Source organism: Nocardia sp. NPDC101769 (assembly GCF_044766925.1).
GTDB lineage: Bacteria > Actinomycetota > Actinomycetes > Mycobacteriales > Mycobacteriaceae > Nocardia.
This window is the reverse complement of the sequence record NZ_JBIWMX010000012.1, coordinates 192,610-219,418: the sequence shown is the minus strand read 5'-3', so window position 1 is coordinate 219,418 and position 26,809 is coordinate 192,610. Positions and strand designations below refer to the sequence as shown.

Genomic DNA, 26,809 nt, shown 5'->3' with positions numbered 1-26,809 from the left:
CGACATCACCCCGCCACCATCAGCCGGGTCGGCCGATTCCACCCGAACGGAGGTCGCCTAAAACATACCGATACACAGGTTTTGACAATTACTCCGGAGTGCAACCGTCCAAGCTCCCGGGTTTTCCTCTGCGAGCCTTGGTTACGTTCGGTGGCCGCTTCTAGCTCACCTTCGGCGACGATTGCCAGCACGGTTGCCACCAAGCGGCCCGCCCAAGTGCTCAGGTCGATAGATTCGGAGGTGGACGCAAGCGACTTACCCCGTTCCCGAAGGAACTCCATCAAGGTGGACAACGGGATCAGTCGGCGCGAGATTCGGTCCAGCCGGTACCCGACCAGGACATCCCACTCGATCAACCGTTCAGGCTTCAGCCATGCACCGAGTTCGGGGGTTTTGAACGGGTCTACGCCGCCGGACACCCCGAGGTCTACAGCCCAACCGACAACGGTGGCACCGTGCATACGTGCCCATGCTTCTATGGCTTCACGCTGGCGGGCTTCAGAGGTACCCGCGTCCTCTGCCTCCCGGGACAATCGGATACGGCCAAGTACCCGTTTCCCTACATGATCATCGTTCACACCAATGTTGTACATGTATTGCGGTAGAGATCTGCACCGCCCAGATCACGGCGAGCTTCTCGACACAGAGTTCGTCGGCGGTGCGGCCGTAGCGCGGGAAGTACAGCTGGACAGTCGGAATCCAGTCCGGCGCACCGCCGGGCAGGCGTTTCTGGTGGACCTTGCCGCCGGGCAGGCCCTTCGGGAAGCGGTGCAGCATGCACGGCCGGTCCCGCAGCGCGTTGACGATCCCGTCGCCGACGCTCAGGTAGTACTGCACCAGATCGAGCTTGGTCGCCCCGGTTTCGGGGAAGTACACCCGATCCGGATTGGACACGCGCACCGTGTGTTCGCCGACCGGCACCTCGATCGCCGGTGCGGCTGACTTGCTGGCCACCCGTCCGACGGTAACCGGCATTCCGGCCATCCGCGACCGGCTCGCCGTGAACCGCACACCGAACTAGAACGCGTTATAGTTCATCTCGCTGGGATTTCTTCACTCGGGAAGGTGGACGCAACGGTGCGGACCTGGGACTCTTCGGCCAATGTGGTGGTGGTCGGATACGGGGGCGCGGGTGTCGCGGCAGCACTGGCCGCGCGGGAGTCGGGCGCCGACGTGCTCGCCCTGGACCGCTACCTGGGCGGCGGGGCGACCGCGCTCTCCGGCGGAATCGTCTACGCGGGCGGCGGCACCTGGGTGCAGCGCGCGGCCGGGGTCGAGGACGACGTGGAGAACATGCTCGCGTATCTGCGCGCCGAGGTCGGCGACACCGTGAGCGAGCGGACGCTGCGCAAGTTCTGCGAGGAGTCGCCCGCACTGATCGATTGGCTGACCGGGCACGGGGTGCCGTTCCAGCCGTCGCTGTGCCCCTTCAAGACCTCGTACCCCACCGACGACTACTACCTGTACTACTCGGGCAGCGAAAACTCCGGTGGCTTCCGGGAATTGGCACGGCCGCGGCAGCGCGGGCATCGCGCGCACGGACGTGGGGTGTCCGGCAAGAAGCTGTTCGGGCCGCTCGCCGCGTCGGCGGCGAAGCACGGGGTGCGGGTCCAAACCGGCACCCGGGCAACACGGCTCGTGATCGAGGACGGCCGGGTGGTCGGCATCGAGGCGACCACGATCAGCGGCGCGCCCGCGGCAGTGCAGCGCAGATTCGCCGCGCTGGCCCGCATCTCGGCGAAACCCGGTGTGTACCACCAGGGTCTGCGCAAGGCGGCGCAAGCGCTGCTGGCCCGCATCGAGCGGCGCTACGGGACGCCGGTGCGCATTCAGGCGCGGTCGGGGGTCATCCTCACCACGGGCGGCTTCATCGCCAATGGCGCGATGGTCGCCGAGCACGCGCCGGACTATCCGTGGGCCGAGGGACTGCCACTGGGCACCGCCGGGGACGACGGCGGCGGTATCACCATGGCGCAGGAGGCCGGCGCGGCCACCGGTCGCATGGATGTGCTGTCCACCTGGCGTTTCATCGCACCGTCGAGTGCCTACTTCGGCTCGATCGCGGTGGATGCCAACGGTCGGCGCATGATCGACGAATCCCGCTACGGCGCGGCTCTGGGCGCGGCCATCGCCGCCAGTCCGGGACATCGGGCCTGGCTGCTGGTCGATGCCCCGCTGGCCGCCGAGGCGCGCCGCCAGCTCGGGAAGCAGTCGGTCTGGTTCCAGCGCATGCAGGCCGAGCGGCTGCAGCGGTTCGGCAGTGTGACCGGCCGGACCGTCGAGGAGGTCGCGGCCCGGGCCGGTATCGATCCCGCGGCCCTGCGCAAGACCGTGGATGCGCACAATCGCGCCATCGAGCAGCAGCTGCCCGACCCCATGGGCAAGCCCGACGACATCCGCCGCCCGCTGCGCACGGGACCCTTTGCGCTGCTGGACATCTCGTTCAAGTCCCGGCTGACCTACCCCATGCCCATGCTCACCCTGGGCGGGCTGCTGGTGGACGAGGAGACCGGCGCGGTCCGCACCGAATCCGGCGCGGCCATCCCGGGTCTGTTCGCGGCGGGCCGGGCCGCAGTCGGAGTGTGCTCGAACTCGTACGTGAGCGGCCTGTCCCTGGCCGACTGCGTGTTCTCGGGTCGCCGCGCCGGTACCCACAGCGTGGAGCTGGCGGCCACGCACTGACCCCGGAGCCCACGCTGCGGCCATGGCCGACGGCGACGTCACCACCGCGCCCCCGGAGCGCTGATCGCGTGCCCGCGGTTCCCGCGCCGCGGCGTCAGTCGGTGGTGCGCGCTCCGAGTTCGAAGGTGTGCACCAGATCCGCCGCGACGCTCACCGCGATGACAGCCGGTTCCTTCCCGGTGATATCGGCCAGCCCGATGGGAGTCTTGATGCGGCCCAGGGCTTCCGGCGAATGGCCGCCCTCGGTGGTGAGCCGCTTCCTGAACCGAGCCCACTTGGCCGGGGATCCGATCAGGCCGATGGTGCCGAGGTCGTCGGCGCGCAGCGCGGCATCGCAGAGAGCGGCGTCCTCGGCGTGATCGTGGGTCATGATCAGGATGTGGGTGCCGGGCGGCAGCCGGTCGAGGACCTGCTCGGGCAGCAACGGCGTGTGATGGGTATGGATCCGGGCGATGGCGTCGTCCAGCGGCGCGAGCCGTTCCCCGGTGAGCACCTCGGGCCGGGAGTCGATCAGATGCAGGTCGAGATCCTGGCGGGCCAGGATGCGGGCCAGTTCCAGCCCGACATGACCGACACCGAAGATGGCCACGGACGGGTGCACCGGCAGCGGCTCGAGCAGGACGGTCACCGTGCCGCCGCAGCACTGGACGCCGTGCTGACCGACAACCTTGTCGTTGAGGGCGAATTCCATCAGCTCGGGTTCGGCGTGCGGTTGCGAGATCAGTTCGCGGGCGCGCTCGACGGCGACGGCCTCGATATTGCCGCCACCGATCGAACCCCAGATATCGGACTGTCCCACCACCATTTTCGCGCCCGCCCGGCGCGGCGCGTGGCCGCGCACGGACGCCACCGTCACCAGGACGCCGGGTTCCCGGCGATCGCGCAGTCGCGCGACCGCGGTCACCCAGGTCATGTCACGCACCGGCGGAAACGCTTTCCTCGGTGGCGAATTCGCGGGTGCGCCGGGCCGCGTCGAGGGCCCAGTACACCGCCTCCGGTGTGGCGGGCGCGCCCAGCTCGACGCTCACCCCGTCCGGTCCGAAGGCCGCGGCGGCCTGGCGCAGCGCCTCCCGCACGGAGAACGCCAGCATCAGCGGCGGCTCCCCCACCGCCTTGGACCCGTACACCACGCCCTCCTCGTGCGCGTGCTGCAGCAGGGTGACATTGAAGACCTCGGGCATCTCCGAGAAGCTGGGCAGCTTGTAGGTGCTCGCCGCCTGGGTGAGCAGCCGCCCGCGACCGGGTCCGTCACCGGTGTCCCAGCGGATGTCCTCGAGCGTCAGCCAGCCCGCGCCCTGCACGAAACCGCCCTCGATCTGGCCGATATCGATGAGCGGCGACAGGCTGTCACCGACATCGTGAACGATGTCGACGCGGCGGATGTGGTACGCGCCGGTGAAGCCGTCCACCTCCACCTCGGCGGCGGCGGTGCCGTAGGCGAAATACTTGAACGGCGAGCCGTGCATGGTCTTCGCATCCCAGTGCAGGCCCTCGGTGCGATAGAAACCGGCCGCCGACAACTGAACTCGCTGCAGGTAGGCCGTCCTGCACAGGTCGTTCCATTCGACGACCGCGTCACCGGGGCCCAGGGCACGGGCGACGCCGTCGGCGATGCGGACGTCGGAGGCATTGACCCCCAGCCGTGCCCCCGCCACCTGCAGCAGCCGGTCCCGCAGTTGCTCGCAGGCATTCTTGACGGCCGCGCCGTTCAGGTCGGCCCCCGAACTCGCCGCGGTCGCGGAGGTGTTGGGCACCTTGTCCGTTCGCGTCGGCGCGAGCCGCACCTTGTCCAGCGGGATGCCCAGCGTGGTGGCCGCCACCTGCAGCATCTTGGTGTGCAGGCCCTGCCCCATCTCGGTGCCGCCGTGATTGATCAGCACCGACCCGTCCTTGTAGATCAGCACCAGCGCCCCGGCCTGGTTGAAGGCCGTCATGTTGAACGAGATGCCGAACTTGACGCCGGTGACTGCCAGCCCGCGCTTCACGTGCGGATGCGCCGCATTGTAGGCCGCGATCTCCCTTGTGCGCGTGGCGATCTCACCGCGTTCGAGCACCTGGTCCCAGGTGGCGGTGATGCGCTCGGGGTGGCGCACCTGCTGCCCGTAGGGCGTGGACTGCCCGGCGCGGTAGAAGTTGCGGCGGCGCAATTCCATCGGATCCAGGCCGAGCAGCGGCGCGCACCGGCCCAGCAGGTCCTCCATGACGAGCATGCCCTGCGGTCCGCCGAAGCCCCGGAAGGCGGTATTGGAGGGCTTGTTGGTCTTGGCGATACGACCGGTGAAGCGCCCGTTGGGAATCCAGTACAGGTTGTCGATGTGGCAGAGCGCGCGGGCCAGCACCGGCTCCGAGAGGTCCAGGCTCCAGCCGCCGTCCGAGGTCAGGGTGGTGTCCAGCGCCTGGATGTGCCCGTCGGCGTCGAATCCGACCCGCCACTGCGCGTGGAATCCGTGCCGCTTGCCGGACATGGTCAGGTCCTGGGTTCGGTTCAGCCGCAGCCGGACCGGACGTCCGGTGATGGTCGCGCCGAGCGCCGCGATGGCCGCGAAGCCGTGTGGCTGCATCTCCTTGCCGCCGAATCCGCCGCCCATGCGCAGGCATTGCACGGTGACCTCGTGATTGTGCAGCCCGAGTACGTGGGCCACGATCTCCTGGGTCTCCGACGGATGCTGGGTGCTGGACTGCACGAACACCTGCCCGCCCTCGTCGACATACGCCAGGGCGGCATGGGTTTCGAGGTAGAAGTGCTCCTGGTCGGAGAAGTGGATTTCGCCGGTGAACACGTGCGCCGAGGCCGCGAACCCGGATTCCAGGTCGCCGCACCGTATCTGGGGATGCGCACCCTGGAAGCTGCCGGCCGCCACGGCTTCCTCGATCGTGATCAGTGAGGGCAGCGGCTCCAGCTCCACATCGACCGCCGCCGCGCCCAGCCGCGCGGCCTCGAGGGTCTCGGCCAGCACCCAGCAGACGGCGTGGCCGTGGAAGCAGACCTCGTCGGGGAACAGCGGCTCATCGTGCTTGACGCCCGCGTCGTTGATACCGGGCACGTCCGCGGCGGTGAGCACCCGCACCACGCCGGGCACTCGCAGCGCGGGCGCGGTGCGCAGGGCGGTGATACGCGCGTGCGCGTGCGGCACCTGCACCGGATACGCGTGCAGCACATCCTTGGTGCGATACACCAGGTCGTCGGTGTAGAGCGCAGCCCCGGTGACGTGCAGAGCAGCGCTCTCGTGCGGCAGCGCCACACCCACCGGGGGGTTGTCGGGTCGTTGCGACAGGTGGCTCATGACAGCATCCCCGCGGGTTCGGTGGTCTCGGCGAACAGTTTGCGCAGGCTCTCCCCGAGCATCGCGCTGCGATACCGCGCGCTGGCGCGGTGATCGTCGAGCGGCGTGCCCTCGTCCCGCAGCACCTGTGCGACCTCGATCACGGTCGATTCGGTCCATGGCCGGCCCACGAGGGCCGCCTCGGTGTCGTAGGCGCGCACCGGGGTGGCGGCCACACCGCCCAGCCCGATGCGCGCCGAGCGCACCAGACCGTCCTCGATGTCGAGCGCGAAAGCCACTGCGACACTGGAGATATCGTCGAAGCGCCGCTTGGCGATCTTGTGGAAGGCGGTCACCGGCGCGAGCGGCAGCGGAATCCGGACGGCCTTGATGAGCTCGTCCGGCCGCCGCACCGAGTGCCGGTAGCCGGTGAAGTAGTCGGCCAGCGCGATCTCGCGCTCACCGTCTGCATCGGCCAGCACGACCGACGCAGCCAGCGCCAGCAGCACCGGCGGAGCGTCGCCGATCGGCGAGCCGGTGCCGAGGTTGCCGCCCAGGGTGGCCCCATTGCGGATGAGCCGGGAGGCGAACTGCGGGAACAACTCCGACAGCAGCGGCACCCGCCCGGCGAGGCGGCGTTCGATCTCGGTGAGGGTGAGCGCCGCGCCCAGCTCGATCCGGTCCGCGCCGATGGTCAGCTCCCGCAGTTCGGGCAGCTGATCAACGGCCAGCAGGTAATCCGCCCGCTTCCCGCGGAGGTTCGCTTCGACGCCCAGGTCGGTGCTGCCCGCCACCACAGTGGCGTCCGGGTGCTCGCGCAGCAGCCGGAGCGCGTCGGCGAGGGTCGCGGGCCGGACGAAACGCCGCCCGCCTGAACTGAAGTCGGTCGCCACCGGTTCCGGCGGGTCGGAGGCGAGCCGCCGGGCCAGTTCGTCATCGGCGCCCGGCTCGCCGACCGCGAAGGCGGCATCGCGGATGGGCCGGTAGCCGGTACACCGGCACAGATTGCCGCTGAGCGCGTGCAGATCGAAACCATTGGGCCCGGTCTCGGCGTGCGCGCAGTCGGGCGCGATCTCGTCGAGCGCCCGCCGATCCGGCCGGTAGTACTCCGCGGCCATGCTGCACACGAATCCCGGTGTGCAGTAACCGCATTGCGATCCGCCGCGCACCGCCATCTCGCGCTGCACCGGATGCAGCTCCGCGGGGCCGCCCAGGCCCTCGGCGGTGACGATCTCCTGCCCGTCCAGCGCGACGGCGGGCACCAGGCAGGCATTGATCGCCACCCATTCGGTCGGCTCGGCCACTCCCGGCCGGGCCACCAGCACCGAGCACGCGCCGCATTCGCCTTCTGCGCAACCCTCCTTGCACCCCGTGAGCCCGAGCTCCCGGAGAAAGTCCAGCAGGGAGGTATGCGTGGCGACGGGAGAAATCGGCGTGGTTTTCCCGTTCACCGTCATGAAAATTGCCATCAGGCTGCTTTCTACGTCGAGTGCACTATCGAGTGCACTATCCAGTGTCGGCGGATTAATTCCGCTCGTCGAGAAAGCCGTGCCTCAGCAGCCGTGCGCCACCCGGCCGGGCACCCACACCGTGCGGTGAGCGAGACGACGCAGGTCGGAATTGCTGGACATCCGGTCGCCTCCTGCCTGTGACCATGGGTTACGAGGCCCCGAACCTACGTCGCGGCACGATATCGGTCAATACGAAGGGCCGCGGGCCGTGGGATTCTGTAGGAAAATACGAAGGCGGCCGGGAGGCGCGCCGGTCCGGCTGGACAATCGAACAATCTGCTGCGGGACAGGTATTTCCTGCGCCATCATTCGGGTCGTGGTCGCGGCCTGTTCGGGCGGCTGTTCACGTGTTCCAGGAGGCATCATGCAAATGCGCTTTTCGCGCCCCTCCCGTAAACCCGATATCGGCGTCGTCGGGCCCCGGCATCCGGTCGACGAAATCCCGCCGCCCCCACGATTGGCGCTGCTGGGCCTGCAGCACCTGGCGATCATGTACGCGGGCGCGGTCGCGGTGCCGCTGCTCGTCGGCGGAGCGCTGAAACTACCGGCCCACACCATCGGCCTGCTGGTGAATGCCGATCTGCTGGTCTCCGGCGTCGTCACCATCATCCAGTCGGTCGGCATCGGCCGGATCCTCGGTGTCCGGCTACCGGTGGTCGCGGGCGCGACCTTCACCGTGGTCTCGCCCATGATCCTGATCGCGCAGCAGTTCGGCGGCGGCGAGGCCGGGCTGCCCACCGTCTACGGCGCGATCCTGGTGTCGGGCGTGTTCGGTCTGGTCATCGCCCGCTTCTTCGCCAAGGTGGTGCGGTTCTTCCCGCCGCTGGTGTCGGGCTGCGTGATCTGTGTGATCGGGCTGTCGCTGATCGGCGCGGACGCCGGGCTGATCGCCGGCGACGACCCGAAAGCGGCCGACTACGGCCAGATTTCGCATATCGCGCTGGCCGGGCTGGTGATCGCGCTGATCGTGGTGATCCACCGGTTCGCCCGCGGACTGATCGCCCAGCTGGCCGTGCTGATCAGTGTCGTGATCGGCACGCTGGTGGCGGTGCCCATGCATCTGGTCGACATGTCGGCGGTCGGGTCCTCGGGCTGGTTCGCGATCTCGCGGCCGTTCATCTTCGGCGCACCCGAGTTCCATCTCGGCGCGATCATCTCCATGTGCGTGGTCATGCTGGTGACCTTCACCGAGTCCACCGCCGATATGGTCGCTGTCGCCGAAATGGTCGACAAGCAGCTCGAGCCGGCGGATCTGGGACGCGGCCTGGCCGCCGACGGACTCTCCGCGGTGCTGGCCGGATTCATGAACTCCTTCCCCGACACCGCCTTCGCCGAGAATGTCGGCCTGGTCGGACTGACCGGCGTGCGCAGCCGCTGGGTGGTCGCGGCCTGCGGCGGCATGCTGGTGGCGCTGGGGCTGGTGCCCAAGGTCGGCAGCGTGGTCGCCGCGTTGCCGGGTCCGGTGATCGGCGGCGCGGCCACGGTCATGTTCGCCATGGTCACCGCGGTCGGGCTGCGGGTGCTGCACAAGGTCCAGTTCGAGGGCACCAGCAATATGCTGATCGTCGCGGTCACGCTGTCGGTGGCGCTGCTGCCTGCGGTGGCCCCGAACATCTACACCAAGTTCCCGGCCGACTTCCAGATGATCGCGGGCAGCCCGATCACCTCGGCCGTGATCGTGGTCTTCGTGCTCAATCTGGTCTTCAATCACTGGGGTGCGAGCAGAACCCGCACGCCGGCGAACGAGGCGCACTGACCGCTCACACCGGTTCCACTGCACCGCTGGGCAACTCGGCTTCCACCGGGTCCGCCCGGCGGGCATAGCGCTGAGCCAGGGCCGCGCAGGTGAAGAGCTGGATCTGGTGGAAGATCATGAGCGGCAACACGATCAGGCCGACCGGATGCCCCGCGAAGAGCACCGAGGCCATGGGCAGGCCGGTGGCGAGGCTCTTCTTGGAGCCGCAGAAGGTCAGCACGATGCGGTCCGCGCGGGAGAAGCCGAGCAGGCGGCCGCCCAGTGAGGTGAGGGCCAGCACGGTGGCCAGCAGGGCCGCGCAGACCAGCACCGTGGACGCCAGCACGCGGGCCGGCAGGTCGTGCCAGATGCCAGCTGTCACACCGGCACTGAACGCCGCGTAGACGACGAGGTAGACCGAGCCGCGATCCACCGTCTTGGTGGCTGCCGGATGGCCGAGCACCCAGCCCAGGCGGGGGCGCAGCAGCTGCCCGGCCAGGAACGGCAGCAGCAGCTGGACCACGATCGCGAGCACCGCCGACGGTGAAACATGCACGCCCGCCGTGGTATTCATGCAAGCCATCACGAGCAGCGGGGTCGCGAAGACGCCGATCAGATTCGACAGCGAGGCGCTCACCACCGCGCCGGCCACGTTGCCCCGGGCCATCGAGGTGAAGGCGATGGAGGACTGCACCGTCGAGGGCACCAGGCACAGGAACAGCACGCCGGTGTAGAGGTCCGGGGTGAGCACGCTCGGCACCAGTACCCGCAGGGCCAGGCCCAGCAGCGGGAAGATCACAAAAGTGGCTGCCAGCACTCCGGAGTGGAGTCGCCAGTGCCGCAGTCCGGCCAGGGCCTCACGGGGTTCCAGGCGGGCGCCGTAGAGCAGGAACAGCACCGCGATGGCGATCTTGGTGGCCCAGTTCAGTACCTCGACCGCTTCGCCGCGCGCGGGCAGCAGGGCGGCCAGCGCGACGGCGGCGAGGATGCCCAGCATGAAGGAGTCGATGCGGAGTTTGGCGAGGAGCTGCACGTTTCGACGGTAGGAGGGTGAATGCTGATCGCGATAGTCGTTCGATCCGATATCTCTCATCGAGATACGTGATAATTACCGGCATGTTCGAACCCGAGCTGCTACGCACCTTCCTGGCCGTGGAGCGGGCCGGCGGCTTCACCGCCGCGGGCCGTCAGCTGGGCCTGCGCCAGTCCACCGTGAGCGGTCATATCGCCCGGCTGGAACAGGCCGCCGGGCGGGAGCTGTTCCGCCGCGACACCCGCAATCTGGCGCTCACCGCCGACGGCGCGGCCATGATCGGCTTCGCCCGCGCCATCCTCGACGCGCAAGCCCAGGCCCAGGCCTACTTCTCCGGTTCCGCCCTCACCGGCCTGGTCCGCCTGGGCGCGTCCGACGATCTGATGGCCCATGCGCTCCCCGACATCCTGGTGGAGTTCCAGCGCACCCATCCCGGCGTGGATCTCGAGCTCACCGTCGGCCTGAGCGAGACCCTCAAATCCCGCATGACCGCAGGTGAACTCGACCTGGTCTTCGGCAAGCGGCTGCCGGGCGAGCGGCACGGCACGCTGCTGTGGCGGGACCGTCTGGTGTGGGCGGGGCCTTCGGCCACAACGGAATTCGAGGATCCTGTGCCGTTCGTCACCTATCCGGAGCCGAGCCTGACGCGGCAGCAGGCGTTGCGCGCGCTCGAGCACGCGGGCCGCACCTGCCGGGTCGCCTGCGTCAGCGACAGCCTGCTCGGACTGCGGGCGGCTACTCTGGCCGGGCTCGGGGTGATCGCGCACGCGGCGGGTGTGCTGCCCGATGGGCTGGTTCCGCTCACCGACCCCCGGCTGCCCGAATTGGGGGAACTGGATTTCGTTCTCATGCACCGCCGCACCCGCCTGGCGGATCCGGAGCAGGCGCTGGCCGACGCCATCACCGCCAATGCGCGCCGCCTATCACTACAGACCACGCGGTCGGGCATGTGACCGCACTGCCCGCTTTGGGCGGTAGGGTGCTGAGAATCCGAATTCGCGCTACGCAGAGCGCGGATCGGCCGGCCGATGGCCGGCAGCGTCAAGGCGGGCGGGCTGAAGCGTTCGTGTTCAGCATTTCTCGAGCCCGGCAGTGTGTATCGCACATCCGAGGTGGGTTTGGTGTTGATCGATGCAAGAACGAATGACGGTACTGCCATTGCGGATTCCGGTGGGCCACCACCGGCGTGGCGCAGGACGACGCTGATCGTGCTGGCCTTCGGCGCGGTGCTGTCGCTGGTGCTGATCTTCATGACGGTGGATCCGTGGCTGGACCAGGTAGGTTTTCTGGCGGGCGGCTTCGACGTCCATGTCTACCGGGACGGCGCGTGGAAGATCTACCACGACCATCCGCTCTACACCGAGACGACACATCGCGGCCTGTCCTACACCTACACGCCGTTCTCCACGCTGATGTTCCTGCCGATCCTGATGGTGCCGTGGGGCTACGTCACGAATTCTTGGCTGGCACTGAACATTTGCGCGCTCTACGGCTGTGTCCTGTTGTGCTGGCGCGTACTCGGCCACCGCCTCACCTGGCGGCTCGCCGGGATCAGCGCCCTGCTGGCGGCGACGGGCATGTTCCTGGAGCCGGTGCGCACCACTCTCTACTACGGCCAGATCAATCTCGTCCTGATGGCGTTGATCCTCTGGGATTTCTCGCGCCCGGAGGGCAGCCGATTGCGCGGCGTGGGCGTCGGGCTGGCCGCGGGCATCAAACTGGTGCCGCTGTATTTCGTGGCGCAGTTCCTGGTGCTGCGCCAGTGGCGGGCGGCCGTGGTGGCCGCGACCACCTTCGTCATGACGATCCTGGTCGCCGGCGCCGTCCTCCCGTCCGATTCGAAGCAGTACTGGACCAAGACGTTCTTCCAGTCGGACCGCATCGCCCCCGACACTCAACCGGCCAATCAGTCGCTGCGGGGCGCGATCGCCCATCTCTCGGGCCATCAAGTGCCGCAGTGGCTGTGGCTGCTGATCGCCGTCCCGGTCGCGGTCGGCGGCCTGCTGCTCGCGGCGGCGCTCTACAACCGCGGCGAGAAGCTGCTCACCGTGACCACCGCGGGCTTGACCTCGTGCGCGGTCTCCCCGTTCTCCTGGAACCACCACTGGGTCTGGTTCCTGCCGCTGTTCGTCTACCTGATCAACCGTGCCGCGTCCGAACCGCGTTGGTGGTCGGCGGCCGGTTTCCTGTACCTGACCACCGGCGCGTGGGCCTACCACTGGACCGATCGCTGGGTGGTGGTCGGCTGGTTCCTGTTCCCGCCATCCTGGCCGATCTCGCAGATCCTGCTGAACTGCTATGTCATCGTGTACGCGGTCATCCTGGGCGGCCTGATCGCGTACCTCCGGTACTCCCCCGACCGCGGATATTCAACCGACCGGTCGGCTATTTGGCCGCATCCGTTATAGAAGAGTGGCCGAGGGTATATCCGAAACAGGCCAGAGATGGGAACCCCTCTCGCGCATACCTTTCGCGAGCGATGACCCGAGGAGGACGCCATGAAGGAGCCGGTGTGCATCGATTGCTGGCGGCGTGACAACCTCACCTTCGCCCAGCGGCTGGACCCCGCCTTCATCAAGCCGGGGCCGAAGTACCGGTGCGCCATGCACCGGGCGCAGTGCGAGGCGGACGGAATCGGACCGGACCACACGGAGCGCACCGACCGCGCCGCCTGACGAACCCGGACGCGGGGCGCGTCACGGCGTCTCGATGACGAGACCCGTTCGCGCGCTCCGCTTCTCACCCCACTCGTAGAGCGCGGTCAGCACCGGGACCAGACTCCACCCCTCGTCGGTGAGGTCGTACTCCACCTGCGGCGGGACGGCGGGAAACACCGTGCGCCGCACCAGCCCATCGGATTCCAGCTCCCGCAACTGCTGAACCAGCATCTTCTCGCTGGTGTCCGGCATGAGCCGCCGCAACTCCCCATACCGCCGCACCCCCTCCTTGAGGTGCGCCAGAATGACCGCCTTCCATTTCCCCCCGATCAGATCGACGGTCACCTCGACCGGGCAGTGGTAGCGCTTCGCCGGCATCTCGCCTCCGGTACTTACCGAAAAGTGCGTTCTTGTAACACTGTAATCATGGGACTTTCATGAATTCCCATGAAGGTCATTACATTCGATCGATTCAAGCCCGGCGTCACGCTGGAGACCATTACCCCGTATCTGCCCGAGGAGGTCGCCAAGGTGTGGCGGCTGTGGAAGGCGGGCATTGTGCGGGAGAACTATGCCCGCGCCGACGAGCCGGGGGTGGTCATCGTGTTCGAGGTCGACAGCGTCGAGCAGGCGCAGCGGTACGTGAACGACTTCCCACTCACCAGGAAGGGGTTCCTGGAGTGGACGTATGTGCCGGTCACGGCCCCGCTGCCGATCGAGGCGCTGATGGACGCCTCGGTGGATGTCGCGGAACCCTACGACCGCACCCGGTGAGGCCGTCATGCGACAAGCCTACGGCCTGACCATTCCGCAGACCGTCGAGGACGCCTGCCATCCGGAGCGGATGGCGCTGCTGATCTACGACATGCAGGTCGGCATCGTGGGGCAGCTGCCCGACGGCGAGAGCATCGTGAAGTCCTGCGTGCAGTTGCGGGATGCGGCGCGGGCGAACGGCTTCCGCGTCTTCTACACCCGGCACATGTCGATTCCTCCTGCCGCGGCGGGGATTTCGCAGTTGCGCACCGCCATGGAGTGGCAGCACGTGGACGATCCGGCCGAGGTGCGGGCCGCCTTCGCGCAGGGCTCGCCGCGGTACCAGTTGGCGCCCGAGCTGTCCCCGGGTCCCGACGAGGTCGTCTTCGACAAGATCACCATGTCGGCATTCGCCGGGACGCTCCTGGATATCGCCCTGCGGGACTTGGGGATCGGCGCGTTCGCGGTGGCAGGCATCGCCATGGAGGTCGGCATCGAACCCACGGTGCGCCACGCCACCGACCTGGGTTACCTGCCCATCGTGGTGACCGACGCCTGCGGCGCGGGCCATGCCGAGGCGGCCGAACGCTCGCTGGCCGGACTGGCCTTCGCGGGCGGTTCCCGCACCACCGACACCGCTGCCCTCAGCGCGCTCATGAATCGCCGCTAGCGGGCAGAATCTCGGTGTAGGACAACGGGATCGCGGCCGGCCCGCGTAGCGTGACGTGTTCCCGGTACGGCGGACGCTCACAGTCGAGCCCGGGTTCGCGCACGCGCCGCGCGAATCGGGTGAGGGCGATATCGGCCTCCAGCCGGGCCAGCGGAGCGCCCAGGCAGAAGTGCTGGCCGAGACCGAAGGCCAGGTGCCGGTTCTCGCGGGCCGGGTCGAAGCGGCCCGGCTCCGCGAAGACCGCCGGATCGCGGTTGGCGGCGGCGAGCAGCATGATGATCATGTCGCCGGCCGCGATCTCGATGCCCGGCAAGGCAATCGGGTCGCGAGCGATGCGCGGAACCAGTTGCACCGGCGGGTCGTAGCGCAGGGTCTCCTCGATGACCGGCCCCGCGAAAGCCCCTGCGGTGCGCAGAATGGCCAGGTGATGACGGTGGCCGAGCAGCGCCAGGGTGGCATTGGCGATGAGGTTCACCGTGGTCTCGTGCCCGGCGATCAGCAGCAGCCCGCAGGTCGCGATGAGCTCCTCGTGGGACAGCGCGTCGCCGGAGTCCTCGGCGGCGATGAGCGCGGACAGCAGATCGTCCCCGGGCCGCCGACGCCGCACGCGCGCCAATTGTTCGAAGTAGGAGTGCAATTCGTTGTTGGCCCGCACCAGTTCGACCGGGTCGGGCCGGCCGGAGGTGGCGGTCCCCGATACCGGGTCGAGGGTGCGAGCCAGCATGGACGACCACTCCCGCAGCCGCGGTTCGTCCTCGATCGGCACCCCGAGCAGTTCACAGATCACCGTGATCGGCAGCGGATACGCGAGATCCGCCACCACATCCAGCCGCCCACGCTCGGCGGCCCCATCGAGGGCGGCGTCCGCGATCGCGGTGATCCGCGACGCCATCCCCCGCACCACCGCCGGCGTGAACGCCTTGGCCACCAGCCGCCGCAACCGCGTGTGATCGGGCGCGTCCCGGAACAGGAACGACATGGTCCCCACCAACTCCCCGGCCCGTTCCCCCGCGAGATCGTAGGTCGGCGTCGGCCCCAGCGGCAACGAACCATGCCGCCGCTCCACCACCGCCCCCGAATGCCGCAGCACCGCCGCACAATCCCGATACGACGTCAGCACCACCACCGGCCCACCCCCGAGCCGCACCGGCCCGTGCTCGCGCATGCGGTCGTACAGCGGATACGGATCGGCCCGATTCGCCGGATCCAGCAGCCCGGCGAAGAACCCGGGAGTGGACGGGGAGTGCGCAGTGGTCATGGATACCGCCTAGAGGTCCGCCGGGCCGACAAAAGCTACAGTCACTGTAGCTACAGTGACTGTAGTATTTGCGCGGCAGATCCAGATGTCAAGGCAGCTCCGAAGCAGAGAGGTGAACCGTGGCCGAGCGCCGAAACCGGGCCTACGCACCGCGGATGGCACCCGAGCAGCGACGGGAGCAGCTCCTCGACGCGGTGCTGCGGGTCATTGTCGAGGAAGGCATTCACAAGGTGTCCATCGACTCCGTGGCCCGCGCGGCCGGGGTCAGCCGGCCGGTCATCTACGGCCTGTTCGAGGATTCCGATGCACTGCTGCGCGCCTCCCTGGACCGCGAGGAGACCGCGGCCCTCGCGGAGCTGGCAACCGCGGTGCCACTGGCATCCGCCGGGGATCCGGGCCGCGCCGCCACCGAGAGCCTCGAACGCTTCCTCACCGCGGTGCAGGCCACGCCGGATCGGTGGCGGGCGGTTTTCCAGCTGGTCGATTCGAGCACTCCGACCTTCCGGCGCCGGCTGGAGCGGGGGCGACAGGCGTTCATCGCGGCGCTGGAAACCTTCGTGCGCGAGGCGGTTCCAGCCGAGCGGCGGGCGGCGGTGGATGTGGAGCTCACCGCCCGCACCCTGTTCGCGCTGTTCTGGGAAGCGGGCCGGCTGGTGCTGGCCGCACCCGAAGCCTTTCCGCCGCAGCGTATCCGCGATTTCGCGGCGAGCCTGATTCCGGCGCTCCCCGCCTTTCAGCAGCCGGGCGGCTGACCCCGCCGCAGTCGATGTGTCCACGCTGCGTCCTACAAGATCCGAAAGGTCCAGGGCGCGGCCGGTTACGCCGGCTGGACGGCCGTCACGAATTGCACCGCGCCGGAGGACTTCCGCACGGTCACCTCGCAGCCTGCGGCGGTGAGGACGTCCGGCACGACGTGGTAGCCGAGGCTGCGCGCGCCCCCGATGCCGGCCACGCCGCGGAAGAGTGGGAAGTCGAGCATCGGCGGGTGGGCCAGCGCGGTCACCGCGATCCGCCCGCCCGGCCTGGCCACCCGGGCGATCTCGGCCAGCGCGCCCTCGGCGTCGGGAAAGAAGTGCAGCGCGAAGAAGCAGGCCGCGGCGTCGAAGGCGCCGTCGGCGAAGGGTAGGTGGCCCGCATCGCCACGCACAAAACCAACCGGTCCAACCGCATTGGTGCGCGCCGCCTCCGCCAGCATGGACTCCGAGGCATCGAGCCCGACGGCAAGGCCCGAATCCCCCGCCGCCCGACCGAAAGCCCTGGTGAACAGCCCTGGCCCGCAACCGACATCGAGCACCAGCGCGCCCTCGGTGATCCCGAGCGAGTCCACCGCCCGCTGTTTCTCCCGGCGCACGCCGACCGCATTGCGTCCCATGGCGAGCCGGAAGAACTCGCGCCAGATGGGTTCGTAGATGCGGGAGATCAGCGGCACCCGCATGGCCGCCTGACCGATGCCCTTGGCCGGCGGCGTCTCCGCCCCGAGCACATCGAGATATCCGTGGACGACGGTAGATTCGGGGAGGAGCAATTCCACGATGCGCTGCTGCGGCGACTGGGTCGCGATCATGCCGCGCAGCTTACGCAGGTATTCGGCGCAGCGAAAGGATTGTCTGGGACAGGAAACGGCTGTTAGGTTCGATCTGCACGTCTCGTTCCGATGGAGGGGTTTTGCGCACAGTCACCCGAATCCTGCTGATGCTGGTCACGCTCGTCTCCGCGCTGGCCCTGCTGCCCTCCCAGGCCATGGCCACCCCGGCCGACCCGGCGCTCGACGGGGCCACCTCGCAGCAGCTGGACGACCTGCTCGCCCTGCGCAACTCGATCACAGGCAACCGGACCGACGCCATCGCCCAGCTCTCCAGCCGCTTCCTCGGCACCCCCTACGGCGCGAACATGCTGATCGGCTCCGCCACCCAGCCCGAGCAGCTGGTCATCGACTTCCGCCGCGTCGACTGCTTCACCTACCTCGACTACGTGGAGGCCCTGAGCCGCTCCACCACCCGCGCCGACTTCATCCAGAACCTGATGGCCACCCGCTACGCCGACGGCCAGGTCGAATTCACCCGCCGCAAGCACTTCTTCACCGACTGGGCCGCCGTCAACCGCATCGCGGCCACCGACATCACGCCGACCCTCACCCCGGCCGCGGTCACCGTCACCAAGCACCTCAACGCGAAAGCCGATGGCGGCAACTATCTTCCGGGCATCCCGGTGGTGGACCGCGACATCACCTACATCCCCAGCGGCTCCTTCGACAACGCCGTCATCACCGCCCTCCACACCGGCGACTACCTCGGCGCCTACACCCCTGACGCCGGCCTCGACGTCTCCCACGTCGGCATCTTCATCAGCACCCCGAACGGGCCGATGTTCCGCAACGCCTCCTCCCTCGCCGCCAACGACCAGGTCGTCGACACCCCCCTGACCCAGTACCTCACCACGGTCCCGGGCCTGGTCGTGCTGCGCCCGAACTGATTCGGCCGCGCTCAGACCAGATGCACCTCGACGCCCGCGTCGCGGATGGGGGCGAGGGCGGCGGGGGCGGCGTCGCGGTCTACGACCAGGACGTGGATGGCGTCGATGGGGCAGATGCGGGCCAGGGCGGTGCGGTTCAACTTGTCGGCGGTGGCGACCACGATGACGCGATGGGCGCGGCGGACCATTTCGGCATTGATACCCGCCTCGTCGAGGTGGCGGCATTGGGCGCCGCCCTCGGCGGAGATCGCACCGACGCCGAGAATCACGGTGTCCAGGCGTAGTTCGGCCAGGGCCAGGGCGGCGAGGGGGCCATGGAGTTCGTAGGACTCGCGGCGGGCCAGGCCGCCCAGGCAGATGGTGCGCAGGTGGGGGCGCAGGACCAGTTCGGCGGCGATATTGAGGGCGTTGGTGACGATGGTGAGTTCGTGGTCGGTGGAGGTGGGGAGGTCGGGGCGGGAGGCCAGAGCGCGGGCCACGGCCGTGGTGGTGGTGCCGCCGTTGAGGGCCACCACTTCGGCCGGATCGATCAGGGCCGCAGCATGTTCGGCGACGCGTTGTTTGGGCTCTTCGGCGCCGCCGCGGTAGCGGGCGGGGAGGTCGTAGGCGACCGCGGTGGCGACGATGCCGCCGTGAGTGCGGGTGGCCAGGCCCTGGTCGGCGAGGGCGGTGAAGTCGCGCCGAATGGTGGCGGGGGATGCGCCGACACGGGCGGCGGCCTCCTCGACCGAGAGGCGGCCGGCGTCGGCGAGCAGTTCCAGCAGGCGATTCCAGCGCCGGGCACGATCGGCGGTAGCGGTCATTTCACGCTGCCGGCGGTGAGGCCGGCGACCAGGCGCTTCTCGATGAGCGCGAACAGAATCACGACGGGCACGATGCCGACGGTAGAGATCGCGAACACATATTGCCAAGCCACGTCGTACTGCCCGACGAACTTGGTGAGCGCCACCGACAGCGGCTGATTCTCCGGCGTGGTGAGAATGACCAGGCTGGCGGCGAATTCGTTCCAGCACGAGACGAAGGCGAACACGGTGGCGGTGACGATGCCGGGCCACACCAGCGGCAGGCTCACCCGGGTCAGGATCTGCCAGCGGTTCAGCCCGTCCAACTGGGCGGCCTCCTCCACCTCGACCGGCACCCCGGCGAAGAAGCTGTGCAGGATCCACACCGCGAACGACAGATTGAACGCACCGTTCACCAGGATCATGGCCAGCCAGGTGTCGTTGATGCCGAGGGTGAAGAACTCGCGCAGCAGGCCGGTCACCAGCACGGTCGGTTGCAGCATCTGGGTGACCAATACCAGACCCAGGAACAGCGTCCTGCCCGGAAACCGCCGCCGCGCGGTGTAATACGCGGCCGGAATGGCCACCACCAGCACCAACAGCGTCCCGAACACCGAGATCACCAGGGTGCTCACCAGATTGAACGGCAGCGGCGTCTCCGGCGTGTGCCACATGGTGGCGTAGTTGTCGGGCCGCCATTGCCGCGGCAGGTAGGTCGGCGGGATCCGCAGGATCTCCGAACGCGGCTTGAACGACCCGAGCACCATCACCAGATACGGCAGCAGGAACACCGCCGCCAGCACCGCGCCGACAGCCGTGAGCCCCCACCGCCGCCGGGTCATCGCGCCTCCTCACCGGCGGGCCGGATCAGCTTCACGTAGATCGCGATGATCACCAGGATCAGCACGAAGTTCAGCACGCTCATGGCCGCCGCCGTGGCGACCTGCTGATTCTGCCGAATCAGCTTGAAGGTCAACGTGGTCGTGGTGTCCGCGGAGAAGCCCGCGATACTGCCGGTCAGCACCTGCAGGATCGGCAGCGAATTGAACGAGTTGATGATGTTGATGACCGTCGCCACCGCCATGGCCGGACGCAGTTGCGGCAGTGTCAGATACAGGTATCGCTGCCAGGAGCTCGCCCCGTCCACCCGCCCCGCCTCGTCGATGTCGGACGGAATCGATTGCAGCCCCGCCAGAATCGTGTAGGTCGTGAACGGCACGGACACGAACACCGCCACCCCGATGGCCACGAGGAACGCCGGCCCCGGCTCCTTGGTGAATCCGAAACCCCGGTCCAGCACCCCGATATCGACCAGGAACCGGTTGGCGATCCCCACATCCGGATCCAGCATGTAGTCGAAGATGGTGGTCGTCATGACCACCGACGCCGCCCACGGCACCAGGATGGCCAGCCGCACCGCAGTCCGCCCCGGGAAGTCCTTGTTGAGAAACTGCGCCAGCCCCGCCGAGAACACCAGCGTGATCACCACGACCGCCACCACCCACACCACGGTGTGCGCCAGGATCGCGGGCAGCTCATCGATGGCGAACAGCCTGCGGAAGTTGGCGAATCCGGCCGGGCCGCGGTCGGTCCCGTAGGCGCTCAGGTCGCGGGTCGAGGTCCAGATCATGTACCCGGCCGGGTACGCGACCACCGCCGCGATCAGTACCAGCACAGGGCCGATCCACGGCAACGCGCGCAGCGTGGCCGTGGATCGATGGCAGGCGACGCCCCTCAACTCGCCGCCTGCTGAATCTTCTGCAGCACCGAGGCCGGGTCGCTGCCCTGCGCGATCGTGCCCATCTGCTGCCGGATGGCGCCCTGTGCGGCACCCCATTTCGGGTTGTTGCTCGGGTAGAACTTCGCGACCGGCAGGGTGGCGGCGAACGCCTTGGTGACGGGATCGTCGGTGAGCGCGGCCGCACCGCTGGTGGTGACGGGGATGAAGTGCTCACCGCTGACGAACTTGGCGTAGACGGCCGCGGAGTAGAAGTAGCTGAGGAACTTCTTGATGGCAGCGGCCTTGGTGCCGTCCTTCTTGAAGGCCATGAGATGGTCGGCCACACCGAGGGTGGACGGGTCGCCCGTCTTGGTCGGCGAGGGCGCGGTGGCGTACTTCAGGCTCGGATTCTTGGCGGCGATCTGACTGATGGTGGGCGGCAGCCCCTCGATCATGCCGATCTTGCCCTGGATGAACGCATTGATGACATCGAGCCGGTTGGTTGCGCCCGGATTCGGTTCGGTCACACCGGCGTCCGCGACGGCCTTCATGGCCCGTACGCCCTCGAGGTTCTGCGGGGTGTCGACGGTGACCTTGTCGCCATCGGACCAGGTGCCGCCCGCGCCGAAGGTCCAGATGGAGGTCTCGCCCTGGGCTTCCTCACTGCCCAGCGGCAGCCCGTACCCGGAGACGCCGCCGAGGGCCTGGATCTTCTTGGCGTCGTCGGTGAGCTCGGTCCAGGTCCGGGGCGGTGCGCCGATGCCCGCCTTCGCGAACAGCTCGGTGTTGTAGAACAGCGTGCGCGTAGAAGCGAAAAGCGGGAGCGCCCACTGGGTTCCGTCGATGGACGCGTTCTTGGCGAAGCCGGGCTGGATATCAGCGATCACCGCGGGGTCGGCGATATCGGTGGCGGGGTAGAGCTGGCCGTCGGTGGCGTAGGTCGAATAGGCGTCGATATTCAGGATGTCGGGCGTGGTGCCCTTGGACTGCAGTTTGGTGCGCACCACGTCATTGATCGAATCCCAGGACTCCATCGAGAGTTTGACCTTGACGTCCGGATTGGCCTTCTGGAAATCCGCGATGATGGCGTCCCACTCGGCCTTGGTCGCGTCGCTGTACGTCGGCGCGAGGAAGGTGAGCGTATTGGGGTCCGAGTCGTCGGATTTGCTCCCGCCGAAACCGCAGGAGGACACCGTCAGCACCAGGCCGGTCAGCAGCGCCACCGAGGAAAGTGCGCCGCGCAGTGGACGTTTCACGACAAGGGCTCCTCAATCTGCACACCCTGCGACGCGAATCGCGGATGATGAATGAAGCGAACGATTCGGTATGTCCGAATCTAACGCGAAGTCTGCTCGAATGTGATCGTTTGACCGGGAAAATTGACAGGAACGATCACTGGGTTGATCCTGGGTACGTGCTGCCCGAGGCGAATCGAATCTCCATCCCCGCAAGCCATCCGGCCGCCGGATCGCATCTCGCCGGCGAGGTGGCCACCCAGCCCGACGACTGGGCCCGCGCCGCGGCCACCGCCGCCGTGCACCGCCACCTGCTACCCGTCTCGGGCGAACGGGTGGCCGTACTCGGCTGCGGCACCTCGCTGTTCATGGCCCGCGCCTTCGCGGCACTGCGCGAATCCGCCGGGCAGGGGCTCACCGACGCCTGGCCCGCGGGCGATCCGCGCCTGCGCGATCTCGCGGGGATCGGCCGCGGCTACGACCGCTACCTGGTGATCTGCCGCTCCGGCACCACCACCGAGGTGCTGGACGCCATCTCCGCACTGCCCGAGGAGATTCCGCGCACGGTCATCAGCTCCAGCCCCGCCACGCCGGTGCTGGAGCTGGCCGACCCCATCCTCATCGACGAGGTGGACGAGCGGTCGGTGGTTCAAACCCGGTTCGCCACAACAACGCTGGCGCTGCTGCGCTGGCACCTCGGTGAGGATCTGCGCCCGGTGATCGCGCAGGCCCGGGCCGTGCTGGCCGACTACGACCCCGATGCGCTGAAGGGTGTCCGCCATGCCGAGCAGATCACCTTTGTGGGAATGGATTTCGCCGCCGCGCTCGCCGACGAGGCCGCACTGAAGCTGCGCGAATCGTGCCGCTCCTGGACCGAGTCCTACCTGTCCACCGAGTACCGGCACGGCCCCATCAGCATCGCCGGACCCGGCCGCGCGGTGTGGGCGCTGGGCCCGCAGCCGCCCGGCCTGGCCGATGACATCCGCGCCGCCGGAGCGCATATGGAGCATCGCGACATCGACCCCATGGCCGAGCTGGTCCGGGTGCACCTGCTGTGCCTGCTGCGGGCCGCCGACCTGGGTTTGGACCCCGATCACCCCCGCAACCTGACGCGATCGGTCATCCTGGGCTGATGGGTTGTGCCGTGATGGCTGACGCAGCAACAGATCTGGTGCTCGCCGTGGACGTCGGGGGCGGCACCACCAAGGCCGAGATCACCGACGCGGGCGGCGCCGTCCGATGCGCGGCAACCGTCGGGACACCGCGCGGCGAGGGAGCCTTCGATGCCATCGAACGGCTCGGCGGGGAGCTGCTGGCGACCCTGCCGCCGAACCACCGGCAGCGGGTGGCACGGGCGGCGGTGGTCCTGCCCGGGCTGGTCGACGCCGACCGTGGCATCGCGGTCTTCAGCAGCAATCTCGGCTGGCGGAATGTGAAGGTGGGCAATCGTTTCACCGACCGCTGGGGTCTGCCGGTGCTCATCGACCACGACGTGACCGTGGCCGGCTGGGCCGAATGGCGTTTCGGCGCGGGCCGCGGCCTCGACGATGTCTGTGTGCTGATCCTCGGTACCGGCATCAGCGGCACGCTGTCGGTGGGCGGCCGCCTGGTGCGCACCCCCGCGGGGCAGATCGGCCACGCGCAGGCCGGGGAATACGGCCACATCCCGGTGCGCTACCGCGACGGACTGCCCTGCCCGTGCGGCAATACCGGCTGCGTCGAGACGGTCGCGTCGGGACCGGCCATCGCCCGCGCCTACGCCGCGAGCACCGGTCGCGAAATCACCGGCGCGGAAACCGTTTTCGCTGCCGTCGACACCGATCCACAGGCGCGGGCGGTAATCGACGATGCCATCGACGCGCTGGCCGCGGGCCTGCTGGGCGTCGTGCACGCGAGCTGCCCCGAGCTGATCGTGCTCGGCGGGGGCCTGGCCCGCGCGGGCGTGGTCCTCACCGACGGCCTGCACGCCCGGCTCACCGCCCTGCTGCGGGTGGCGCCCGTTCCACGGATCACACTGGGCGAGTTCGGCATTCGCGCCGGGCTGATCGGCGCGGCCCACCTGGCGCGAACGGGTGAACTGCGATGACCGGCCGACGCGGACTCGAATTGCGCGGCCGGGTGGTGACCCGGGCGGGGTTGCTGGAGGACGGTGTCGTCTCGATCCGGGGCGAGCGGGTGGCCGCGGTGCGGCCGGCCACCGAATGGGCCACGACCCACCGCGAACTACCGCCCGAATACGCGGGCACGATCGTCCCCGGCCTGGTGGACATCCACACCCACGGCGGTTTCGGCCACCGCTTCGATACCGAGGATCCGGCGGAGGCGCGCGCGGCCGCGGCCTTCCACCATCGGCGGGGCTCGACCAGCGTGCTCGCCAGCCTGGTGACCGCCGCGCCCGACACCATGGTGGCCCAGGCCGCCACACTGCGGACGCTCGCCGCGGACGGGGCCATCGCCGGTATCCATGTCGAGGGGCCGTTCCTGTCCCGGACCCGCTGCGGAGCACACGATCTCGGCTGTCTCATCGATCCGGATCCCGCGCTGATCGATCGTCTGCTGCGAGCCGCGGAGGGCAGCCTGCGGGTCATGACCCTGGCCCCCGAACGTGCCGGATTCGACACCGCCGCCAAACAATTGGCCGACAGCGGCGTGGTGGTCGCGGTCGGCCACAGCGATTCGAGCTTCGCCCGCTTCCGGGCGGCGCTGAGCCCGGAGGGGTCCGCCACCCTGGTCACCCATCTCGCCAACGGCATGCCGCCGCTGCATCATCGGGCACCCGGGCCGGTGGCGGCGGGCCTGGTCGCGGCGGCCGAGCGGCATGCCTTCGTCGAGGTCATCGGGGACGGCGTGCACGTCGATTCCGGTTTCGGCGCACTGGTTTTCGCCACCGCCTCCGACCGCGTGGTGCTGGTCACCGATGCCATGCAGGCAGCGGGCATGCCGGACGGGCAGTATCGGCTGGGACCACGGCCGGTCACCGTGACCGACGGCGTGGCCCGGGTGCCGGGCGGCTCGCTGGCGGGCGGCACCGCGACGCTGCTGCACTGCCTGCGCTGGGCGGTGCGCGAGTGCAGCGTCCCGCTGTACGACGCCGTCGCGGCCGTCACCTCCACCCCCGCCGACGCCGCCGGGCTGGATCAGGTCGGCGACCTGCGGCCGGGCCTGTACGCCGACGCCGTGGTGCTCGACGACGACCTGAACCTACGGCGGGTGCTGCGGCGGGGACGGTGGCTGGCGTGATCCTCACCGTCACCATGAATCCCGCCTACGACCTGACCTACCGGCTCGAACGCCTGGAGCGCGGGCGCGCCCAGCGGGTGCTCTCGGTCGAGCAGCGCCTGGGCGGCAAGGGCATCAATGTCACCCGCATCCTGTGCCAGCTCGGCAGCTGTGTGCGGGCAACGGGATTCGCCGACCACACCTTCGCCGCGGCGGCCGCCGCGGAATTCCCCGCCGACTTCGTGCCCGCCCTGCCGTGGGTCCGGCGCACCCTGGTGATCAGTGAATCCCGCGACGGCACCGCCACCGGCCTGTGGGAGCCGGGCGCGTATGTGCACGAACCGCACGCCGTGGATCGGCTGCTGGATCGCGTCGCATTCCTGCTGCCCGAGCTGCGCGGGCTGGTGATCTCCGGATCGCTGCCCGGCGGGGTGGACGACGCAGTGCCCGCCGACCTGGTACGCACGGCTGTCGCGGCGGGCGTGCCGACCGTGTGTGATGTCGACGGTCCGGCATTGAAGCTCGCGGCCACCGTCCCCGGCGTCGTGCTCACACCCAATCAGGATGAGCTGGAACGCCTCACCGGCGTGGTCGCCGAGACCCCGCATGCCGTGGCGGCGGCCGCCGGTCCACTGCTGGCGGCCGGTGTCCGCGCCGTGGTCGCGACCCGCGGCCCGGCCGGAGTGGTCGCGGTGACGGCATCCGGGGCCTGGTCGGCGACGCTGCCGGAACCGTTGGCGGGCAATCCGACCGGCGCGGGCGATGCCGCCGCGGCCGCCGTGATCCGCGCGCTGGCCGCCCCGGGCGAGCCGGACTGGCCGGCCCTGCTCACCGATGCCGTCGCGACCTCCGCGGCGTCCGTGGTGATCCCGGTGGCGGGCGAGATCGACCTGACGCTCCGCGACCGCCTCACCCCCGCCGTCCAGGTCACCGCACTGGTCCCGGAGTCCCGGCCGTGACGCTGGTCCCGCTCCCCGAGCTGCTCGCCGCCGCCGCTCCCGGTGGGCTGGGCGCGTTCAATGTCATCACCCTGGAACACGCGCAGGCCATCGCCGCCGCGGCCGAGTCCGCGAATCGGCCCGCCGTGCTCCAGATTTCGGAGAACACCGTCCGCTACCACCGGGGCCTGAAGCCGCTCGCGCACGCCTGCCTGCACCTGGCCGCCGACAGCGCCGCCGCCCTCGCGGTCCATCTGGATCACGCCACCTCCCGCGAATTGATCACGCAGGCGGTGGAACTCGGTATCACCTCGGTCATGTACGACGGCTCCGCCCTCGACTACACCGCCAATGTCGAGGTCACCGCGGCCATCACCCGCTGGTGCCACGACCGCGGCGTGCACGTGGAGGCCGAACTTGGCGCGATCGGCGGCAAGGACGGCGCCCACACCCCCGGTGTGCGCACCGATCCCGGCGAGGCCGTGGCCTTCGTCTCGTCGACCCGGGTGGACGCCCTGGCCGTGGCGGTCGGTTCCGCCCACGCCATGCGCACCCGCGATGCCGTGCTGGACACCGAGCTGATCGCCGCCCTGGCCGCGAAACTCCCGGTCCCCCTGGTACTGCACGGATCGTCGGGCGTCTCCGACGCCGGCCTGCGCGCGGCAGTACGGCACGGCATGGCGAAGATCAATATCGCGACCCGCCTGAATATCGCACTCGCCGAATCGGTTCGGTCGACCCTCGCCACGCACCCGGATCTCTCCGACCCGCGCCGATATCTGGGCCCCGGCCGGATCGCGATCCAGCACGAGGTCGAGCACTACCTCCGCGTCCTGTCCCCCGGACGGGGGATACCGGGTCCCGCGCAGGCGTGACGATCG

General features: G+C 69.1%; 26 protein-coding genes and 1 pseudogene. 14 read left to right on the top strand and 13 right to left on the bottom strand.

Going from position 1 to position 26,809, the window contains the following annotated elements:
- Window positions 1-5: 5 nt before the first annotated feature.
- Window positions 6-593: a recombinase family protein gene (locus tag ACIRRA_RS20845; protein ID WP_402770355.1), complete on the bottom strand. Its 588-nt coding sequence runs from the start codon at window positions 591-593 to the stop codon at window positions 6-8.
- Window positions 571-975: pseudogene (locus ACIRRA_RS20840) on the bottom strand (ATP-dependent DNA ligase); the annotation flags it as partial. The pseudogene ACIRRA_RS20840 and the gene ACIRRA_RS20845, both read right to left, overlap by 23 nt.
- A 90-nt stretch (window positions 976-1,065) precedes the next feature.
- Between ACIRRA_RS20840 and ACIRRA_RS20835 the strand changes: the two are divergent.
- Window positions 1,066-2,682 carry an FAD-binding protein gene (locus ACIRRA_RS20835; protein WP_402770352.1) on the top strand — a complete coding sequence of 539 codons (1,617 nt, stop codon included), beginning with the start codon at window positions 1,066-1,068 and terminating at the stop codon, window positions 2,680-2,682.
- A gap of 94 nt (window positions 2,683-2,776) precedes the next feature.
- On the opposite strand, the gene xdhC is transcribed toward ACIRRA_RS20835, so the two are convergent.
- Genes xdhC through ACIRRA_RS20820 form a run of 3 tightly spaced genes read right to left on the bottom strand, consistent with a single transcriptional unit; the run spans window position 2,777 to window position 7,414 of the window.
- Window positions 2,777-3,595 (bottom strand): xanthine dehydrogenase accessory protein XdhC, encoded by an 819-nt coding sequence (gene xdhC / locus ACIRRA_RS20830; protein WP_402770349.1) that lies wholly within the window; start codon window positions 3,593-3,595, stop codon window positions 2,777-2,779.
- A 1-nt stretch (window position 3,596) separates the two neighbouring features.
- A complete protein-coding gene (xdhB, locus tag ACIRRA_RS20825; RefSeq protein WP_402770346.1) occupies window positions 3,597-5,966 on the bottom strand; it encodes a xanthine dehydrogenase molybdopterin binding subunit in 2,370 nt (789 codons plus the stop codon).
- Window positions 5,963-7,414: a xanthine dehydrogenase small subunit gene (locus ACIRRA_RS20820; protein ID WP_402770343.1), complete on the bottom strand. Its 1,452-nt coding sequence runs from the start codon at window positions 7,412-7,414 to the stop codon at window positions 5,963-5,965. Before ACIRRA_RS20820 ends, xdhB begins: the two co-directional genes overlap by 4 nt.
- Window positions 7,415-7,820: 406 nt before the next feature.
- On the opposite strand from ACIRRA_RS20820, the gene ACIRRA_RS20815 reads away from it, so the two are divergent.
- Window positions 7,821-9,212, top strand: coding sequence for a nucleobase:cation symporter-2 family protein (locus ACIRRA_RS20815; protein ID WP_402770340.1), 1,392 nt, complete (start codon window positions 7,821-7,823; stop codon window positions 9,210-9,212).
- 4 nt (window positions 9,213-9,216) lie between these two features.
- Here the strand turns inward: ACIRRA_RS20815 and ACIRRA_RS20810 are convergent, their stop codons facing one another.
- Window positions 9,217-10,224 (bottom strand): bile acid:sodium symporter family protein, encoded by a 1,008-nt coding sequence (locus ACIRRA_RS20810; protein WP_402770337.1) that lies wholly within the window; start codon window positions 10,222-10,224, stop codon window positions 9,217-9,219.
- An 83-nt stretch (window positions 10,225-10,307) separates the two neighbouring features.
- On the opposite strand from ACIRRA_RS20810, the gene ACIRRA_RS20805 reads away from it, so the two are divergent.
- From ACIRRA_RS20805 to ACIRRA_RS20795, 3 genes are all read left to right on the top strand, one after another.
- Window positions 10,308-11,177, top strand: a complete 870-nt coding sequence (locus ACIRRA_RS20805) for a LysR family transcriptional regulator (protein ID WP_402770333.1) — start codon at window positions 10,308-10,310, stop codon at window positions 11,175-11,177.
- 168 nt (window positions 11,178-11,345) lie between these two features.
- Window positions 11,346-12,632: a glycosyltransferase 87 family protein gene (locus ACIRRA_RS20800; protein WP_402770330.1), complete on the top strand. Its 1,287-nt coding sequence runs from the start codon at window positions 11,346-11,348 to the stop codon at window positions 12,630-12,632.
- Between the two features lie 90 nt (window positions 12,633-12,722).
- Window positions 12,723-12,899, top strand: coding sequence for a hypothetical protein (locus ACIRRA_RS20795; RefSeq protein ID WP_402770327.1), 177 nt, complete (start codon window positions 12,723-12,725; stop codon window positions 12,897-12,899).
- Between the two features lie 21 nt (window positions 12,900-12,920).
- On the opposite strand, the gene ACIRRA_RS20790 is transcribed toward ACIRRA_RS20795, so the two are convergent.
- A complete protein-coding gene (locus ACIRRA_RS20790) occupies window positions 12,921-13,259 on the bottom strand; it encodes a helix-turn-helix domain-containing protein (RefSeq protein ID WP_354841679.1) in 339 nt (112 codons plus the stop codon).
- 69 nt (window positions 13,260-13,328) lie between these two features.
- Between ACIRRA_RS20790 and ACIRRA_RS20785 the strand changes: the two genes are divergently transcribed.
- Together ACIRRA_RS20785 and ACIRRA_RS20780 are read left to right on the top strand one after the other, a co-directional pair.
- Complete coding sequence (locus ACIRRA_RS20785) at window positions 13,329-13,655, top strand: hypothetical protein (protein ID WP_402770324.1); 327 nt, start codon at window positions 13,329-13,331, stop codon at window positions 13,653-13,655.
- 7 nt (window positions 13,656-13,662) lie between these two features.
- The gene (locus ACIRRA_RS20780; protein ID WP_402770321.1) at window positions 13,663-14,304 is read left to right on the top strand and encodes a cysteine hydrolase family protein; all 642 of its coding nucleotides are present in this window, start codon (window positions 13,663-13,665) and stop codon (window positions 14,302-14,304) included.
- On the opposite strand, the gene ACIRRA_RS20775 is transcribed toward ACIRRA_RS20780, so the two are convergent.
- Window positions 14,288-15,562: a cytochrome P450 gene (locus ACIRRA_RS20775; RefSeq protein WP_402770318.1), complete on the bottom strand. Its 1,275-nt coding sequence runs from the start codon at window positions 15,560-15,562 to the stop codon at window positions 14,288-14,290. The two genes, ACIRRA_RS20780 and ACIRRA_RS20775, sit on opposite strands and share 17 nt — an antisense overlap.
- A gap of 155 nt (window positions 15,563-15,717) precedes the next feature.
- On the opposite strand from ACIRRA_RS20775, the gene ACIRRA_RS20770 reads away from it, so the two are divergent.
- Window positions 15,718-16,314 (top strand): TetR/AcrR family transcriptional regulator, encoded by a 597-nt coding sequence (locus tag ACIRRA_RS20770; RefSeq protein ID WP_402770316.1) that lies wholly within the window; start codon window positions 15,718-15,720, stop codon window positions 16,312-16,314.
- Window positions 16,315-16,379: 65 nt separating this feature from the next.
- Here the strand turns inward: ACIRRA_RS20770 and ACIRRA_RS20765 are convergent, their stop codons facing one another.
- Window positions 16,380-17,126 carry a methyltransferase domain-containing protein gene (locus ACIRRA_RS20765; protein ID WP_402770313.1) on the bottom strand — a complete coding sequence of 249 codons (747 nt, stop codon included), beginning with the start codon at window positions 17,124-17,126 and terminating at the stop codon, window positions 16,380-16,382.
- Window positions 17,127-17,227: 101 nt separating this feature from the next.
- Here ACIRRA_RS20765 and ACIRRA_RS20760 point away from each other — a divergent pair, with 101 nt between their 5' ends.
- The gene (locus ACIRRA_RS20760; RefSeq protein WP_402770307.1) at window positions 17,228-18,034 is read left to right on the top strand and encodes a DUF1460 domain-containing protein; all 807 of its coding nucleotides are present in this window, start codon (window positions 17,228-17,230) and stop codon (window positions 18,032-18,034) included.
- 11 nt (window positions 18,035-18,045) lie between these two features.
- Here the strand turns inward: ACIRRA_RS20760 and ACIRRA_RS20755 are convergent, their stop codons facing one another.
- The 4 genes from ACIRRA_RS20755 to ACIRRA_RS20740 are packed head-to-tail and all read right to left on the bottom strand — an operon-like array spanning window position 18,046 to window position 21,792.
- Entirely contained in the window at window positions 18,046-18,837 is a 792-nt protein-coding gene (locus tag ACIRRA_RS20755; protein WP_402770306.1) for a DeoR/GlpR family DNA-binding transcription regulator, read from the bottom strand.
- Complete coding sequence (locus ACIRRA_RS20750) at window positions 18,834-19,658, bottom strand: carbohydrate ABC transporter permease (RefSeq protein ID WP_402770303.1); 825 nt, start codon at window positions 19,656-19,658, stop codon at window positions 18,834-18,836. Before ACIRRA_RS20750 ends, ACIRRA_RS20755 begins: the two co-directional genes overlap by 4 nt.
- Window positions 19,655-20,491, bottom strand: a complete 837-nt coding sequence (locus ACIRRA_RS20745; RefSeq protein ID WP_402770300.1) for a carbohydrate ABC transporter permease — start codon at window positions 20,489-20,491, stop codon at window positions 19,655-19,657. The genes ACIRRA_RS20750 and ACIRRA_RS20745 overlap by 4 nt, the downstream gene beginning before the upstream one ends.
- A 59-nt stretch (window positions 20,492-20,550) precedes the next feature.
- Window positions 20,551-21,792 (bottom strand): extracellular solute-binding protein, encoded by a 1,242-nt coding sequence (locus ACIRRA_RS20740; protein WP_402770297.1) that lies wholly within the window; start codon window positions 21,790-21,792, stop codon window positions 20,551-20,553.
- Window positions 21,793-21,950: 158 nt separating this feature from the next.
- Here ACIRRA_RS20740 and ACIRRA_RS20735 point away from each other — a divergent pair, with 158 nt between their 5' ends.
- The 5 genes from ACIRRA_RS20735 to ACIRRA_RS20715 are packed head-to-tail and all read left to right on the top strand — an operon-like array spanning window position 21,951 to window position 26,803.
- A complete protein-coding gene (locus ACIRRA_RS20735; RefSeq protein WP_402770295.1) occupies window positions 21,951-22,904 on the top strand; it encodes an SIS domain-containing protein in 954 nt (317 codons plus the stop codon).
- A gap of 14 nt (window positions 22,905-22,918) precedes the next feature.
- Window positions 22,919-23,857 carry an ROK family protein gene (locus tag ACIRRA_RS20730; protein ID WP_402770292.1) on the top strand — a complete coding sequence of 313 codons (939 nt, stop codon included), beginning with the start codon at window positions 22,919-22,921 and terminating at the stop codon, window positions 23,855-23,857.
- Window positions 23,854-25,011 carry an N-acetylglucosamine-6-phosphate deacetylase gene (locus ACIRRA_RS20725; RefSeq protein ID WP_402770289.1) on the top strand — a complete coding sequence of 386 codons (1,158 nt, stop codon included), beginning with the start codon at window positions 23,854-23,856 and terminating at the stop codon, window positions 25,009-25,011. Before ACIRRA_RS20730 ends, ACIRRA_RS20725 begins: the two co-directional genes overlap by 4 nt.
- Window positions 25,008-25,949: a hexose kinase gene (locus ACIRRA_RS20720; protein ID WP_402770287.1), complete on the top strand. Its 942-nt coding sequence runs from the start codon at window positions 25,008-25,010 to the stop codon at window positions 25,947-25,949. The genes ACIRRA_RS20725 and ACIRRA_RS20720 overlap by 4 nt, the downstream gene beginning before the upstream one ends.
- A complete protein-coding gene (locus tag ACIRRA_RS20715) occupies window positions 25,946-26,803 on the top strand; it encodes a class II fructose-bisphosphate aldolase (RefSeq protein WP_402770284.1) in 858 nt (285 codons plus the stop codon). Before ACIRRA_RS20720 ends, ACIRRA_RS20715 begins: the two co-directional genes overlap by 4 nt.
- Window positions 26,804-26,809: the final 6 nt, after the last annotated feature.

What these genes read in the sequence shown, in the direction of transcription:
- ACIRRA_RS20845 (WP_402770355.1), bottom strand. Translation starts at nt 593, where the DNA reads ATGTACAACATTGGTGTGAACGATGATCATGTAGGGAAACGGGTACTT.
- xdhC (WP_402770349.1), bottom strand. Translation starts at nt 3,595, where the DNA reads ATGACCTGGGTGACCGCGGTCGCGCGACTGCGCGATCGCCGGGAACCC.
- xdhB (WP_402770346.1), bottom strand. Translation starts at nt 5,966, where the DNA reads ATGAGCCACCTGTCGCAACGACCCGACAACCCCCCGGTGGGTGTGGCG.
- ACIRRA_RS20820 (WP_402770343.1), bottom strand. Translation starts at nt 7,414, where the DNA reads ATGGCAATTTTCATGACGGTGAACGGGAAAACCACGCCGATTTCTCCC.
- ACIRRA_RS20815 (WP_402770340.1), top strand. Translation starts at nt 7,821, where the DNA reads ATGCAAATGCGCTTTTCGCGCCCCTCCCGTAAACCCGATATCGGCGTC.
- ACIRRA_RS20805 (WP_402770333.1), top strand. Translation starts at nt 10,308, where the DNA reads ATGTTCGAACCCGAGCTGCTACGCACCTTCCTGGCCGTGGAGCGGGCC.
- ACIRRA_RS20795 (WP_402770327.1), top strand. Translation starts at nt 12,723, where the DNA reads ATGAAGGAGCCGGTGTGCATCGATTGCTGGCGGCGTGACAACCTCACC.
- ACIRRA_RS20790 (WP_354841679.1), bottom strand. Translation starts at nt 13,259, where the DNA reads ATGCCGGCGAAGCGCTACCACTGCCCGGTCGAGGTGACCGTCGATCTG.
- ACIRRA_RS20785 (WP_402770324.1), top strand. Translation starts at nt 13,329, where the DNA reads ATGAAGGTCATTACATTCGATCGATTCAAGCCCGGCGTCACGCTGGAG.
- ACIRRA_RS20780 (WP_402770321.1), top strand. Translation starts at nt 13,663, where the DNA reads ATGCGACAAGCCTACGGCCTGACCATTCCGCAGACCGTCGAGGACGCC.
- ACIRRA_RS20775 (WP_402770318.1), bottom strand. Translation starts at nt 15,562, where the DNA reads ATGACCACTGCGCACTCCCCGTCCACTCCCGGGTTCTTCGCCGGGCTG.
- ACIRRA_RS20770 (WP_402770316.1), top strand. Translation starts at nt 15,718, where the DNA reads ATGGCACCCGAGCAGCGACGGGAGCAGCTCCTCGACGCGGTGCTGCGG.
- ACIRRA_RS20765 (WP_402770313.1), bottom strand. Translation starts at nt 17,126, where the DNA reads ATGATCGCGACCCAGTCGCCGCAGCAGCGCATCGTGGAATTGCTCCTC.
- ACIRRA_RS20755 (WP_402770306.1), bottom strand. Translation starts at nt 18,837, where the DNA reads ATGACCGCTACCGCCGATCGTGCCCGGCGCTGGAATCGCCTGCTGGAA.
- ACIRRA_RS20750 (WP_402770303.1), bottom strand. Translation starts at nt 19,658, where the DNA reads ATGACCCGGCGGCGGTGGGGGCTCACGGCTGTCGGCGCGGTGCTGGCG.
- ACIRRA_RS20730 (WP_402770292.1), top strand. Translation starts at nt 22,919, where the DNA reads ATGGCTGACGCAGCAACAGATCTGGTGCTCGCCGTGGACGTCGGGGGC.
- ACIRRA_RS20725 (WP_402770289.1), top strand. Translation starts at nt 23,854, where the DNA reads ATGACCGGCCGACGCGGACTCGAATTGCGCGGCCGGGTGGTGACCCGG.